13 protein-coding genes are annotated in these 14,445 nt (G+C 70.9%); 6 read left to right on the top strand and 7 right to left on the bottom strand.

The annotated features are described in order from the left end of the window. The first annotated feature begins 97 nt into the window (after positions 1–97). Both ACYVC6_RS01820 and ACYVC6_RS01815 read left to right on the top strand, forming a co-directional pair. On the top strand, positions 98–2,551 hold the full coding sequence (locus ACYVC6_RS01820) for a transglycosylase domain-containing protein (protein ID WP_460710366.1): 2,454 nt from the start codon (positions 98–100) through the stop codon (positions 2,549–2,551). Next, positions 2,548–3,969, top strand: a complete 1,422-nt coding sequence (locus ACYVC6_RS01815; protein ID WP_460710364.1) for a glycosyltransferase family 87 protein — start codon at positions 2,548–2,550, stop codon at positions 3,967–3,969. Before ACYVC6_RS01820 ends, ACYVC6_RS01815 begins: the two co-directional genes overlap by 4 nt. Here ACYVC6_RS01815 and ACYVC6_RS01810 read toward each other — a convergent pair. From ACYVC6_RS01810 to ACYVC6_RS01785, 6 genes are all read right to left on the bottom strand, one after another. Beyond that, a complete protein-coding gene (locus ACYVC6_RS01810) occupies positions 3,930–4,991 on the bottom strand; it encodes an alanine racemase (RefSeq protein WP_460710362.1) in 1,062 nt (353 codons plus the stop codon). The genes ACYVC6_RS01815 and ACYVC6_RS01810 overlap by 40 nt on opposite strands. 5 nt (positions 4,992–4,996) lie before the next feature. Continuing rightward, positions 4,997–6,145 carry a lipid II:glycine glycyltransferase FemX gene (locus ACYVC6_RS01805; protein WP_460710360.1) on the bottom strand — a complete coding sequence of 383 codons (1,149 nt, stop codon included), beginning with the start codon at positions 6,143–6,145 and terminating at the stop codon, positions 4,997–4,999. A 155-nt stretch (positions 6,146–6,300) separates the two neighbouring features. Beyond that, a complete protein-coding gene (locus ACYVC6_RS01800; protein ID WP_460710358.1) occupies positions 6,301–7,539 on the bottom strand; it encodes a bifunctional glycosyltransferase family 2/GtrA family protein in 1,239 nt (412 codons plus the stop codon). Further along, entirely contained in the window at positions 7,536–9,506 is a 1,971-nt protein-coding gene (locus tag ACYVC6_RS01795; protein WP_460710356.1) for an ArnT family glycosyltransferase, read from the bottom strand. The genes ACYVC6_RS01800 and ACYVC6_RS01795 overlap by 4 nt, the downstream gene beginning before the upstream one ends. Positions 9,507–9,572: 66 nt before the next feature. After that, positions 9,573–10,370, bottom strand: a complete 798-nt coding sequence (locus ACYVC6_RS01790; RefSeq protein WP_460710354.1) for a deoxyribonuclease IV — start codon at positions 10,368–10,370, stop codon at positions 9,573–9,575. Between the two features lie 19 nt (positions 10,371–10,389). Then, the gene (locus tag ACYVC6_RS01785; protein WP_460710352.1) at positions 10,390–11,079 is read right to left on the bottom strand and encodes a serine/threonine-protein kinase; all 690 of its coding nucleotides are present in this window, start codon (positions 11,077–11,079) and stop codon (positions 10,390–10,392) included. 189 nt (positions 11,080–11,268) lie between these two features. Between ACYVC6_RS01785 and rpsF the strand changes: the two genes are divergently transcribed. The 4 genes from rpsF to rplI all read left to right on the top strand — a co-directional run bounded on the left by rpsF (position 11,269) and on the right by rplI (position 13,054). After that, positions 11,269–11,577, top strand: a complete 309-nt coding sequence (gene rpsF / locus ACYVC6_RS01780) for a 30S ribosomal protein S6 (protein ID WP_292678473.1) — start codon at positions 11,269–11,271, stop codon at positions 11,575–11,577. Between the two features lie 131 nt (positions 11,578–11,708). After that, positions 11,709–12,266: a single-stranded DNA-binding protein gene (locus ACYVC6_RS01775; RefSeq protein ID WP_460710349.1), complete on the top strand. Its 558-nt coding sequence runs from the start codon at positions 11,709–11,711 to the stop codon at positions 12,264–12,266. An 80-nt stretch (positions 12,267–12,346) separates the two neighbouring features. Then, the gene (gene rpsR / locus ACYVC6_RS01770; RefSeq protein ID WP_292678476.1) at positions 12,347–12,583 is read left to right on the top strand and encodes a 30S ribosomal protein S18; all 237 of its coding nucleotides are present in this window, start codon (positions 12,347–12,349) and stop codon (positions 12,581–12,583) included. A gap of 24 nt (positions 12,584–12,607) precedes the next feature. Continuing rightward, positions 12,608–13,054, top strand: coding sequence for a 50S ribosomal protein L9 (rplI, locus tag ACYVC6_RS01765; RefSeq protein ID WP_460710347.1), 447 nt, complete (start codon positions 12,608–12,610; stop codon positions 13,052–13,054). A gap of 62 nt (positions 13,055–13,116) precedes the next feature. Here rplI and ACYVC6_RS01760 read toward each other — a convergent pair whose 3' ends face one another. Next, positions 13,117–14,325 carry a hypothetical protein gene (locus ACYVC6_RS01760; RefSeq protein WP_460710345.1) on the bottom strand — a complete coding sequence of 403 codons (1,209 nt, stop codon included), beginning with the start codon at positions 14,323–14,325 and terminating at the stop codon, positions 13,117–13,119. Positions 14,326–14,445 lie beyond the last annotated feature (120 nt).

Here is a 14,445-nt window from a genome sequence, read left to right as displayed (position 1 = left end):
GCGAATTTTCGCTACATCGGTGCATCGGTGTGGTTGAACAGTGTCACGATCCCGTGGTTTCGCGGGTTCTCAGGCCAAGTGCGTACTCTCGACTCCCGTGAGTGGCGGCAAGCGCAAGGCCGGTTCCACGCCCAACCGACCCGCCAAGAAGGCCGCCTCGAAGAGGCCCGCGGGCCGGCCGACGAGCGGCCCCACGAAGAGGCCCACGAAGCGGCCCTCGAAGAAGGCCACCGCCAGGAGCAAGAAGAAGGCGGCCCGCAGCCCGCTCAAGCGGCGTCTCATCTTCGCCGCCAAGTGGGGAGCGCTGGTCGGCCTGGTCCTGACCCTCATCGGGGTCGGTGGCTTCATCTGGCTCTACCGCGCGACCGATCTTCCGGACCCGAACGCGGACTTCGAGAAGCAGACCTCGTTCGTCTACTACGACAACGGCAAGGGCAAGCCGGGCACGGAGATCGGTACCTACGCCGTCCAGAACCGCGACAGCATCGGCTACGACGAGATGCCGCAGACCGTGAAGGACGCGGTCGTCGCCGCAGAGAACCGGAGCTTCTGGACCGACAGCGGTATCGACCCCAAGGGCATCCTTCGCGCGGTGTTCAACAACGCCTCGAGCGAGAACACACAGGGTGCGTCCACGATCACGCAGCAGTACGTGAAGATCCTCTACCTCACCAGCGAGCGCTCCTACACCCGCAAGCTCAAGGAGGCGATCGTCTCGTTGAAGCTCGCCCGGCAGCAGACCAAGGAGCAGATCCTCGAGGGCTACCTCAACACCATCTACTTCGGCCGCGGCGCCTACGGCATCCAGGCGGCGGCGAAGGCGTTCTTCGAGAAGGACGCCCAGGACCTCGACCTGCGCGAGAGCGCCGTCCTGGCCAGCGTCATCAACAACCCGAGCCGCTTCGACCCGGCCAACGGGAAGGACGCCCGGGAGGCGCTCAAGGGCCGTTACGCCTACGTCCTCGAGAGCATGGCGAGGTCCGGTGCCATCAGCGCCGCCGAGGCGGAGGAGGCGGCCCAGAAGCTGCCGAAGTTCCGCAAGCAGGAGGTGACTGACGCCCTGGCCGGCAAGGAGGGCCACATCCTGGCGATGGTGAAGAAGGAGCTGCTCCGGCTCACCAACGAAGAGACCGGGGAGCTCTTCACCGATGACGAGATCGATGGTGGCGGGCTGCGGATCACCACCACCTTCACCGAGAAGGCCATGGAGGCCGCGGAGGACGGCTACATCGAGGCGCGTCCGACTGGCGACGACGGCAAGCCGCTGTTCAGCGACCGGCAGCTGCACGTCGGCATCGGCACCGTCGAGGTCGGCACCGGTGCGGTCCGCGGCTTCTACGCCGGCCAGGACTTCCTGCGCTCCCAGCTCAACTGGGCGGTCTCCGGTGGACAGGCCGGCTCCAGCCTCAAGCCCTTCGCCCTGACTGCCGGCATCCGCCAAGGGTTCGAGCTCAAGGACACGTTCGAGGGCAACTCGCCGCTCGAAGTCAACGACACCATCGAGTTCGAGAACCAGGGAGACCGGGACTACGGCTCCGCGGTCAACCTCATCAAGGCGACCCAGGACTCGATCAACACGGCCTTCATCGATCTGACGATGAGCATGGACGACGGTCCCAACGCGGTCGTCAAGCAGGCCAACCTGATGGGCATCCCGCCGGCTCCCGACAAGGTCAAGGACCCCAGCTTCGGCTTCCCCAACAACACGCCAGGCCTGGAGCCCAACGTTGGTGTGGCGCTGGGCAGCGCGACCGTCAGCCCGATCAACATGGCCAACGCCTACGCGACCATCGCCAACGGCGGCCGGGCTGCCAAGCCCTACATCATCGAGTCGGTCACCAAGGACGGCGAGCCGCTCTACACCCACTCCGTCACCGACAAGATGGCCATGAACGAGGACATCGCCGCCGATGTCTCCTACGCCCTGCAGCAGGTCGTCAAGGCAGGATCGGGAGACGCCGCGCTCGCCCTCGGCCGGCCGGCGGCGGGCAAGACCGGCACCTCGACCAACACCGCGGGCGACGTGGTCTCGGCCTGGTTCACCGGCTACACGCCGCAGATGGCGACCTCGGTCGTCTACCTGCGCGGCAACGGGGTCGGCAAGCTCGACGGCTGGCTGCCGTCGTACTTCGGTGGGGACTACCCGGCGGAGACCTGGACCGCGGTCATGGAGGGCGTCATGGAGGGTCTCGAGGAGGAGGACTTCCCGCCGCCGGCCTACGTCACCGGTGACGCGCCCACCGACGGGCACGAGCCGGTGAAGCCCTCGCCGACAAAGAAGCCGTCGGAGACGCCGAGCGAGACCGAGACGTCGCCGACCGAGGAGCCGACGACGGAGGAGCCGACCCCGACGCCGACCCCCACCCCCACCCCGACACCGACGCCGACGCCGACCCCCACGGAGTGCGGCATCCTCACACCCTGCGAGACGCCCACCGAGTCGCCGACACAAGGCCCGCCGTCGACCCCCCCGGGCCAGGAGACCCCGTCGGCGGGCGCGCGCCCGATGGCGGCCACCTCGCGCTCGGCCTGGTGGATGCTGACCTGGTGAACCCCGCCCATCCCACCCACGACGACCCCGTCGTCGCGGCGCTCAGCGAGGGCGTGGGTGGGCCGCTCGGGAACCGGTCCGCCGGCCACCGGTGGTGGACTCCGGTGCGGGTGGTGCTGGCGCTCACCGCGCTGTGCGTCGCACTGGGGATGGTGCAGAAGGCGGGCTGCTATGCGGAGACCTGGTCGGGCGACAAGCGCTACACCCAGATGTGCTACTCCGACCTGCCCTACCTCTACACGGGCCGCGGGTTCGTGGAAGCGCAGTGGCCGTTCTCGGGTGACCAGCAGGTACGGGCGCGCTACGAGGTGATGGAGTATCCGGTCGGGATCTCCTACTTCGCCTACGGCGCCGCGAAGGTGACCCACCTGCTCGCGGGGTCGCCGGACCTCGACGGACGCAAGCGGGTGTCGTCGAGCTCGTTGTTCGGCACGCCGCAGGTGCAGCACGAGATCAGGATCTTCATGCTCGTCCACGTGCTGGTGTTCGCCGCGCTGGCGCTGCTGTCCGCGTGGCTGCTGGCCGGCGTCAACCGGGGCCGTCCCTGGGACGCGGCGCTCTTCGCGCTCTCCCCGGCGCTGGCCCTGACCTTCCTCATCAACTGGGACATGCTCGCGGTGGTGATCGTCGCGGCCACGCTGTGGTCGTGGGCCCGGGGCCGGCCCCTCCTCACCGGGGTCCTCATCGGTCTCGGCACGGCCACCAAGCTCTACCCGCTGTTCCTGCTCGGCGCGCTGGTGGTCATCTGTCTGCGCGACCGCCGGTGGCGCGACCTCGCCGGTGTCGTGCTGGCGGGCGCCGCCACCTGGCTGGTGGTCAACGCACCGGCGTACCTCTCCGGGCGCGAGCAGTGGCAGGTCTTCTGGACGTTCAACTCCGAGCGCGTCGCCGACCTCGGCAGCGCCTGGCTGGTGATCAGCCAGGCCACGGACCAGGCGTTCTCGGCGCACACGATCAACGTGTGGTCCTACGCGATCTTCGGCGTGTGGTGCGCGGCCGTCGCCCTGCTAGGGCTGACCGCGCCGACCACGCCGCGCTTCGCCCAGCTGGCGTTCCTGGTGATGGCGGGGTTCCTGCTGGTCAACAAGGTCTACTCCCCGCAGTACGTCCTGTGGCTGCTGCCGCTGGCCGTGCTGGCCCGGCCACGGTGGCGCGACCAGGTGGTCTGGCAGGCCGGCGAGGTCCTCTACTTCGCCTCGGTGTGGTGGTATCTCGACGGCGACCTCGCCCCCGGTGGTGGGCAGGACGCCGGCTTCTACTGGCTCGCGATCGCGGTGCGCGTCTCGGCCGAGCTCTATCTCTGCGTGATGGTGGTGCGGGACATCTGGTGGCCCCGGGAGGACCCCGTGCACGCCACCGCGCTGGCCCGCTCTCCGGGTCAGGTCAGCTCGACGCGGTCGAACGTCGTCGCGGTGTAGCGCACCCGCGCGTCGACCAGGTCGCCGACGGCGGGCACTGCGGCGCCGGCGGGGAGGAACAGCATCGAGGCCTGCATGTGCGGGGGCTCTGCGAACAGGCGCTGCTCGCCGCCCACCCAGAACGGCGAGCGCACCCGGCCGACGGCGTCGAGGCCTCCTCGGGCGAAGGTCGCCGCCCGGTCGCGAAGGCCGGAGCCGCTCATCGGTGACTCCAGCCCGATGCCGTGTGCCGTGCCGCCGCTGACCACCAGCAGATGTCCGTCCTTCGGGGCCGCGCGGCCGCGGTAGCCGAACGCCTCGCCCTTCGCGACCGGGTGGACGTCGAGCACGGTCGAGGTGACGGCGAGTGCGGCGCGGTCGCCTAGCCACAGATCGGTGCCGATCCGGGGTCGCACCCGCAGCTCGGGGTGGGCGGCGCTCAGGGCGGTGAGCTCCTCGCCGGTCAGGTGGCTCACCCAGACCTGGCCGATGCCCGGACCGGCCTCCTCCAGCACGCGTTCCACCTCGGCGAGGTGTGCCCCCTGGTTGATCGGGAGGTGGGCCGCGACGCCCTCGAGCCGGGCATGCGGGTGCGCCGAGACGCGCTGGATCGCGGTGCGCAGGTCGTCGGCCGAGAGCCCGTGGCGCCGCATCGAGGTCAGCCGCTCCAGGACCAGCCGGGCGCTCGGCTGCAGGTCGAGGAGGTCGTCGAGGTCGCCGAGCCGACCGACGGTGTGGACCACCCGGTGAGCGTGCTTGGCGGCGAGGGTCCCCTGGTCGGCGAAGGGCCGCCAGGGCGTCAGGACGAGCAGGTCGCCGGCGTAGCGGTCGGCGACCTCGGGGAGCTCCTCGTAGGTCCCGACCGCGAGCGTCTCGACGCCGAGCCCCTGGGCATTCAGCCATTGGGCCTTGCGGGCCAGTCGGCCGAGCCCGAAGCCGTAGCCGTTGCCCTTGGCGACCGGCACCAGGCCCGGGAGCCCTTCGGCGAGCCGGCGCAGGTGTGCGCGCCAGCGCTCGCCGTCGACGGTCAGCTGCAGGGCCACGACACCTAGTTTCCTCGGCGCTTCATGTAGAGGTTGAAGGCCTTGTAGAGCGGCGTGTTCAGGGCGAGGTCCCACTCGCCGACGGTCTCCACTGCCTCCCCTCCGGTGCCGACCTTGAACTGGACCAGGCCCGCGTGGGAGTCCTCGGGGTCCAGGGTCGAGGTGATGCCTCGCAGGTCGTAGACGTCCGCCCCAGCCGCCAGGGCCGCACGCAGCATCGCCCACTGGACGGCGTTCGAGCCGCGGACGTCGCGCTTGGCCGTCGAGCTCGCGCCGTAGAGGTACCAGGTGTGCGCCCCGACCCGGACATAGAGGGTCGCGGCGACCACGTCGTCCTCGTGGGTGGCCAGGAACAGCCGCAGCCGGTCGGGCGACTCGGCGTTCATCGCGTCGACCATCTGGCGGAAGTAGGCCAGGGGTCGTGGCGTGAAGTGGTCGCGGGCGGCGGTCTCGACGTAGAGCTCGTGGAACCGCTCGAGGGCGACGCCGTCGGTCCCGTCGCTGGCCGTGACGACCACCCCGGACTTGTCGGCCTTCTTGATGTTGCGGCGCCACAGCTGGTTCATGCCGCGCAGCACGTCGTCCTCGTCGCGCTCGGCGAGCGGCACCGCGAAGGTGTACTGCGGCTGCCCGGGCCCGAAGCCCTCGGCGACGTGCTGGTCGCGCCACCCGTGCGCCGCGAGGTGGTCGGTCACCCGCTCGCCGACCGGGTCGACCTCGGTCGGGACCTCGCGCAGGGTGCGGACGGCCGGGTCGGCCAGGCCCTCTTTGACCTGCGCGGCGGTCCACCTGCGGGTCACCACCGGCGCGCCCATCCGGATGCCGAAGGCGCCCTGTTGCTTGAGGTAGGCCGCCATCGGGTCCAGCCAGCGACCGAGCCCCTCGTCGACCGCGCCCGCCCAGTCGAGGAGCGGACCCTCCGGAACGTAGGCCAGGGTGTACTTCTTCAGCTTGGGGATGGGCCGGTGCAGCACCAGGGCCGCCCCGGCCAGCGTGCCGGCGCGGTCGCGCCAACCGATGGACTCGGCTCGCCACTCCGACTTGACCGCGGCCCAGGCGGGTGTCTGCAGGAAGCTCGCCGATCGCCTGCCGTCCACGAACGCGAGGTGCTCCTCGGCCGAGATCGCCGCGACGGTCAGATCTCCCTGGGTCACCCGGCGAGGCTATCGGGACCTCAGGCCCGCCCGGACGGGCGGTGAGCCAGGCACGGTTTGGGTCGGCGGGACTGTGTCTGGCTCACCGCTGGGTCAGGGCCGGTCGGGTAGGCGGTGAGCCAGGCAGGGTTTGGGTCGGCGGGACTGTGTCTGGCTCACCGCTGGGTCAGGGACCGGCGCCGGACGAACACCCAGGTCCGCAGCGCCACGAACCGGCCGACGGTGACGGCCAGGTTGGCCACGGTCAGCACCGCGACTTCGACGCCGTGGTGCGTCGAGCCGGTCGCGTGCAGCAGCCACAACGAGCCGCTGGTCACGCCGAGGCCGACCGCGAAGATCACCAGCCCCTGCCCCTGGTGGCGCAGCCGGTCGGTGGGGCCGCGGACGCCGAAGGTGAAGCGCCGGTTGGCGGCGGTGTTGCCGATCGCGGTGAACAGCAGGGCGAGCAGGTTGGCACTCTGCGCACCCATCGAGCCACCGAGCGGTCCGCGGAAGGCCAGGTAGAGCGCGGCATAGGCGACCGTGGACAGCACGCCGACGAGGCCGAACATCACCAGCTGCATGCCGAGCCGGCCGCCGTGGGCGTCGGCGGAGACGCGGCCGAACCGTTCGGTGACGTCGGCCAACGGGATCCGGCCGGCCACGAGGTTGCGCCCGAGCCGGGCGATCCCGCACACGTCGTCGTACGCCGTCCGGAGGATGTCGACCCGGCTGTCGGGGTCGTCGACCCAGTCGACCGGTACCTCGTGGATGCGCAACCTGGCCCGCTCGGCCAGGACCAACAGCTCGGTGTCGAAGAACCAGGCGTCGTCCTCGACCAGCGGCAGCACCTCGCGGGCGACGTCGCGGCGGATGGCCTTGAAGCCGCACTGTGCGTCGGAGAACCGGGTGCGCAGGGCCTGCCGCACCAGGAGGTTGTAGCCCCGGGAGATCACCTCGCGCTTCGGGCCGCGGGTGACCCGCGCCCCGCGACGCAAGCGGCTGCCGATGGCCAGGTCGGAGTGGCCGCTGATCAACGGCGCGACCAGCGGCAGGAGCGCGTTGAGGTCGGTGGACAGGTCGACGTCCATGTAGACGAGCACCTCGGCGTCCGAGTCAGACCACACTCGCTTGAGTGCCCGGCCCCGGCCCTTCTCCGCCAGGTGCACGACCCGGACCTCCGGGTGCTGGTGCGCCAGGCGCCGGGCGACGACCGCGGTGCCGTCGGTGCTGGCGTTGTCGGCGATCGTCACCCGGAACGGCCAGGGCATCCCCGCGAGGTGGCCGACCACCCGCTCGACCGAGGCGGCGAGGTCGGCCTCCTCGTTGTAGACGGGGATGACGACGTCGAGGGTCGCCGTGGTCGTGCGCGCTGCGACTCCGGTGACCCGCGAGTCCACGACCTCGGTGCTCACGCCGGGTCCGTCAGGTCGTAGAGCGTGGTCCCGCCGACGGTCACGGCGGTGTAGTTGGCGGCCACCCAGGCCGCGATCTCGTTGCTCGACTCGCTGCCGCCCCTCTGGGCGCCGAAGCCACCGCCGCCGCCGATGAAGTAGTGGATCTCGCCGTCGGAGACGTAGGCCTGGAACTCCTCGAGCGTCGGCGACGGGTCGGACCCGTTGAAGCCGCCGACGGCCATGACCGGCTCCTCGCTGGCCAGCTGGTAGCCGGCGGCGCTGTTGGACCCGACGGCCGCCGCGACCCAGGTGTACGACGCCGCATCGGCCTGGAGGAGTGCGGTGAGCTCGGCGGAGGGCTCGCTGCCGTTGAGCAGGCCGCCCGCGCGGCCTCCAAGGCCACCGGTGCCCGTGGCGCCCTGTGGAGCCCCGCCCGCCGGCGGCTGGCCGCCGCCCGGGCCTCCCCCGGGGCCTGCCGCCGTGCCCGACGGACCTGCGCTCGGGATCGATCCGGTGTGCGGCGTCGCGGCGGTCTCGACGGCGTACGCCGCCGGGCCGGTCAGCGACACGAGGAGCGCTGTTGCCGCGACCGCCGCGGCGACCCGGCGGGGCATCAGCGCGAGGCCGGCGACCAGCAGCGCGGCGACCAGGCCGACGACCAGGACCGCCCAGCGCAGCCACGGCAGGAAGTCGGGGGTGCGGCCGAGGAGGAAGAAGGACAGGACGGCGGTCAGGGCGACCGCGGTGGTGGCGACGAACCCGGCCACCAGCGAGCCACGGTGCGTCCAGAGCAGCCAGGCACCGATCCCGACGAGCGCGGCGAGGGCCGGAGCGAGGGCGACCGAGTAGTAGGCGTGGAAGATCCCGGCCATGAAGCTGAACGTCGCGGCAGTGATCAGCAGCCAGCCGCCCCAGAGCACCAGCCCGGCCCGGACCCGGTCGGTCCGCGGGGCGTGCCTGGTGAGCCAGAGGCCGGCGACCAGCAGGAGCAGCGCGGTGGGCAGCAGCCAGCCGATCTGGCCGCCGTTCTCGCCATTGAGCAGCCGGCCGAGACCGGTCTCCCCCCACATAGCACCGCCGACGCCGCCTGCGCCGCCCCCGACGGAGCCGACCTCGTCACCGGTGAGCCGGCCCAGGCCGTTGTAGCCGAGGGTGAGCTCGAGGATCGAGTTGTCCTGGGAGCCGCCGATGTAGGGACGGCTCGACGCAGGCCACAGCGAGACGACCGCGACCCACCAGCCGGCGGTCAGCAGCATCGCGCCGAAGCCGACGAGCAGGTGGCCGAACCGCTTGAGCAACGGCGCACTCGCGACGAGCAGGTAGACCAGGCCGAGTGCGGGCAGCACCAGGAACGCCTGCAGCATCTTGGTGAGGAAGGCCAGCCCGACCAGGGCGCCGGCCAGCGACAGCCAGCGGACGGGGTGCCTGGTCTGCTTCTCGGCGGCCCGCAAGGTGGCGGCCGCAGCGCCGACGAGAAGCAGCGTCAGGAGGGCGTCGGGGTTGTTGAACCGGAACATCAGGACGGCCACCGGCGTGACGGCCAGGGCCAGGCCGGCCAGGAGTCCGGCGACGGCCGACCCCGTCGTACGCCGGACGGTCGCGGTCAGCAGCCAGACGGTCCCGATCCCCATCAGGGCCTGCGGCACGAGGATGCTCCATGACGAGAGACCGAAGAGCGTGACCGACAGCGCCATCGGCCACAGCGAGAGCGGCGTCTTGTCGACGGTGATGCTGTTGGCGGCGTCGGAGGACCCGAAGAAGAACGCCTTCCAGGACTCCGAGCCGGCCTGGGCCGCCGCGGAGTAGAAGGTGTTGGCCCAGCCGGAGTCTCCGAGCCCCCACAGGTAGAGCACCCCGGTCCCGAGGAGCAGCACGACCAGCGCCACTCGGGTGGGGTCGACCGATCGTCGTGGCGGTGGGTCCGTGGAGGCGGCGGGGGTCGCGGCGGGGGCAGGGACGGGGCGTTCGTCGGTCGCGAGGCTCATGCCTCACACGGTGGGAGTCCTGCCTGCTGGTGCGGTGTGGTGGACCTGTGGCCCAAGTGTGAGCGATCAGACCCGCTCGCGCAGCCAGGCGATGTCGTCGACGTGCGCCTCGGCAGGACCCGGGGTCTCGAGCACGACCGGCGCGCCGGCGTCGCGTACGACGGCGGCCAGCAGGTCGGAGTCGATCTGCCCGGCGCCGAGGTTGGCGTGCCGGTCGGCGCCGGAGTCGAAGGAGTCGCGGCTGTCGTTGCAGTGGACGAGGTCGATCCGGCCGGTGATCGCCAGGACGTCCTCGACGATCGTCTCCATCGCGTTGCCGCCGGCGTGCGCGTGGCAGGTGTCGAGGCAGAAGCCGACCTGGTCGGCGCCCTCGGCCGAGCCGATTGCGTCCCACACGCCGGCGATCCGGTCGAGGTAGCGGGTCATCGCGTTGGTGCCGCCAGCGGTGTTCTCGATGAGCAGCGGGAGCTTGAGGTCGGTGGCCTCGACCGCTTTGCGCCAGTTGTCGAAGCCCTTGGCGGGGTCGTCGTCGTCGGTGACGTGACCGCCGTGCACGATCAGCCCCTTGGCGCCGATCTCGGCGGCGGCGTCGACGTGCTGCTGGAGCAGCTTGCGGCTGGGGATGCGCTGGCGGTTGTTGGTGGTGGCGACGTTGATCAGGTAGGGCGCGTGCACGTAGAGGTCGACGCCCGCGGCCTCGGCGTCCGCCTTGAGCCTGGCGGCCCCGCCCTCGTAGGCGAGGACCGGGCCCTTGTAGCTCTGCGGGTTGCCGAGGAAGAACTGCACGAGGGATATGCCGCGCGCCTGGGCCTCGGCGAGGGGGTCGGTCTGCTCGACGTGGGCGCCGATCGCGAGCGTGGTCATGGGGGCAATCTACGAGCCACTACCGACGGCGGGGCAGCGGCCCGAGCCGGTCCGGGACCGCCGGCCAGCGCCCGGCGCGCGGCACCGGCAGCTCGCGCAGCCTGGTCAGCGCCTCGGCGGCGCCCGGCCGCCGCCCGGCGTCGGGACGACACATCGAGTCGGCGAGGGTGACGAGCGGTCCCGGCCGGTCGAGTAGCCGCCGAGCGACCACGCCCGCGGCGTAGACGTCCTGGCTGGGGCAGGCCGGCGCGCCGGCCTCCCGCTCGGGGGCCAGGTAGCCCGGCGTCCCGATGGTCGCGTCGTCACCGAAGTCGGTGAGCCGGACGTGCGGCCGTCCAGGGCCGGTGACCTCGAGCAGCAGGTTGGCCGGCTTGACGTCGCGGTGGACGACGCCGGCCGCGTGGACCGCGACGAGGGCCTGGAGCACCTGGTCGAGCACGACCGCGACGTACGCCTCGGGCAGCCGGCCCTCCTGGGCACACAGGTCCAGGAGCGACCCGCCGCGGACCAAGGGCATCACCACGAGGCCGTCGTGCACCTCGAAGGGGAGCACGTGCGGGTGTTGGAAGGGCAGGGTGCGCGGAGGTGGTCCGGCGAGGAGCACCTTGACCGCGACGTACCGGCGCTGGGACCGGTCCCAGCTGACATGGACGCGACCGGTCGCACCGTGCCCGATCTCGTCGAGCAGGACGAACCGCTGTGTCGACACGGGCCGGACGCTAGGCGGCGTACGGCGTCTCCGACGCCCGCTCTCCACAGCGCAGCGATTGGGAGCCAGGCTCCGGGCGCTGGTAATCTCGCTCGCTGTTGCTCCTGCCCGTCAAGGCGCCGGTGCAACCGCATCCCTCCTGTCACGGATCGCCCGTGGCCGCTTAGTCCAGAGGAGGTAGGGACTGCTGTGCGCAACTACGAAGTGATGGTCATCCTCGACCCGAGTCTTGAGGAGCGGACCATCGAGCCGTCGCTGACGAAGTACCTGGGCGTCGTGACCAAGGACGGTGGCACCGTCGACTCCCTCGAGGTCTGGGGCCGTCGTCGCCTCGCCTACGAGATCGCGAAGCACCACGAGGGCATCTACGCCGTCATCCAGCTGACCGCCGAGCCGGCCACCGTCAAGGAGCTCGACCGCCAGCTGACCCTCAACGAGTCGATCCTGCGGACCAAGGTCATCCGGCCGACGGTTCCCGTGGCGGCCCCCGCGTCCTGATCCCGGCAGTGCGGTCCCTGTGGACTGCACCTGGCAGGTGTCGGCGCCGAGGGCCACGATGGGCGCATCAGCGCTCGTCCGGCCGTCCGACGACACCGCCGCGAGATCACAGACCTAGCTAGGAGACTGCTATGGCAGGCGAGACCCTCATCACCGTGGTCGGCAACCTCACCGACGACCCCGAGCTGCGCTTCACCCCCTCGGGCGCGGCCGTCGCGAACTTCACCGTCGCCTCGACGCCGCGCAACTTCAACAAGCAGACCAACGAGTGGGAGGACGGCGAAGCCATGTTCCTCCGCTGCTCGATCTGGCGGCAGGCGGCCGAGAACGTCGCCGAGTCCCTCCAGCGGGGCATGCGCGTCGTCGTCCAGGGCCGCCTCAAGGCGCGCTCCTACGAGACCCGTGAGGGCGAGAAGCGCACCGTCTTCGAGATCGACGTCGAGGAGATCGGCCCGTCGCTGAAGTTCGCGACCGCCAAGGTCAACCGGGTGAGCCGCTCCGGCGGTCAGGGCTACTCCGGCGGTGGCGGTGCCCCGTCCGGTGGCGCCTCGTCCGGTGCTGCCCAGTCCGGTGGCCAGCCCGGTGGAGAGGCCGCCGACCCGTGGGCCACCCCGGCTCCCGCGGCGGCCGCCCCTGCCAACGACCCGTGGGGGGCACCCGGCGTGCCCGCCGACGAGCCCCCGTTCTGACCCCGCACCCGGACTCCTCCCGGACCCATCCCGGGACCCTCCCCTGAACTCCACGAACCACCGAAGGAAGCACTGAAACCATGGCCAAGCCCGTCCTGCGCAAGCCGAAGAAGAAGGTCTGCCAGTTCTGCAAGGAGAAGGCGACCGGTGTCGACTACAAAGACACCGTCCTCCTCCGCAAGTTCATCTCCGACCGCGGCAAGATCCGCGCGCGTCGGGTGACCGGCAACTGCGTGCAGCACCAGCGCGACGTCGCCATCGCGGTCAAGAACGCCCGCGAGGTGGCGCTGCTGCCCTACACGTCCACCGGTCGCTGACCGGCCTCAAGGGAGTCTGAAGACATGAAGCTCATCCTCACCCAGGAGGTCACCGGTCTCGGTGCGCCGGGCGACGTCGTCGAGGTCAAGGACGGCTACGGCCGCAACTACCTCGTCCCGCGTGGCCTCGGCATCCGCTGGACCCGCGGCGCCGAGAAGACCGTCGAGTCCATCAAGGCGGCCCGCAGCAGCCGCGCTCTCCGCGGACAGGACCACGCCGAGGAGATCCGCGCCAAGCTCGAGGCGGCCCCGGTCAACGTGCAGGTCCGTGCCGGCGAGTCCGGCCGCCTGTTCGGTGCGGTGACCGTCAGCGACATCGCGGGCGCCCTGGCGCAGGTCACCGGCGAGGACGTCGACAAGCGCACCATCGCCATCGCCAACCCGATCAAGTCGCTCGGCACCCACGAGGTCACCGTGCGCCTGCACGAGGACGTCACGGCGACGGTCACGATCAACGTCGTCCCCGCCTGACCTCTTCGCACACCCCGTCCACACCTCGCCCACCGGTCGTGGGCGAGGTGTCGACGTTCCTGTCAGTTGCGGGCGACCAGCGCGTCGAGCCGGATCTTGGACTTCTTGCCGTTCAGCGACTTGACCCGGATCTGGATGGCGCCGCTTCGCAGCGGTGAGTACTCGTCGCGCACCAGGACCTGCGCGAACTTGGCCTTCTTGGCGAAGAGGTTCACGGTGTACCACTGGCTCGTGCCGATGCGCACCTCGATGACGCCGGTCTTGGGCCCGACCGCGGCGATCAGCCGGACCTCCCGAACCTTCCTGATCCGCTTGATCTTGAGCACCTGGCCGACCTTGGTGGCCTGGACATAGTCACCGCCGAACAGGCCGGTCTTGCGGAACGTCTTCCAGCCTGACCCCTTGTTCCTCTTGATGTTCGAGGGGAGGAAGAACCTGGTCGTGACGGGCGTCGGGTCGAGGTTGCCCCCACGGTCGACGGCCTGGGCGACGAAGGTGTTGTCACCCGGGGACAGGTCGCGCAGCTGCAGGGTGCCAGGGCCGCAGGGCGTGACCGCAGCGCCGTTGACCCGGCAGCTGAAGCTGGCCGGCTCGTTGCTGTCGACCGCCAGCACCGGGGACGCGGTCAGGACGACGGGCCAGTCCGGGCGGATCCGGTCGACCGGCTGCCGGCTGAGGAACGTGTTGGGAGCGACGGTGTCGACCTTGAACGCGAGGGAGGCTGGGGTCGGATCGATGTCGTCGTTGTCCGGTGCCAGTGGCTCGTCGTCGAGGCAGGCTGGATCCAGCACTTCACCATCTGCGTCGCACGCGCTGATCGCTGCGTCGAGGGTGTCGACGGCTCGCACCTGGAACGTGTAGGGCGTCGACGTCGTGTCACTCAGGCCCGGGTAGGTCTTCGGGCTCGTGCAGGAGGTCCACGTCCCGGCCGACCCGGGGGAGTCGAGCTTGCACTGGTAGCTGATAGGTCCGGTGTCGGTGTCGGTGTAGCTGCCGCTGAAGCTGAACGTGATGTCCTTGGAGTTGATGTAGCCCAGTGGGTTGACCGCTGGGGTCACAGCGCCGAGGGCGGTCTCGGGGGCGGAGGTGTCGTCGCAGCCGGTTTCCGGGAGGGGGAGGGGTCCTCCCTCGTGGGTCTCGTCGAGGCAGGGGTCGGCACCGGCGGAGGTAGATGCACCCACCCCGAGCTGAAGCAGGGCCACGACAAGTCCCGCGATCACGAGCGCGGCGCCCCGTCGTACGGCGTGCGTCGGTGTGCTGACCCGATTCATGCGGCGGTGCCCCCTCGAGCTTTCTCCCTTGCGCCGCACAACGAGCGACAGCCCGACCAGGCTACGCACCCCGCCGTCCCAGCCGCACCGAATGTAGCTGTTCGCGCAACGGCGTCGCCC

It is taken from the genome of Nocardioides dilutus (assembly GCF_054779555.1).
Note: the sequence above shows the minus strand (reverse complement) of the source record. Positions and strands in the feature narration are given on the sequence as shown.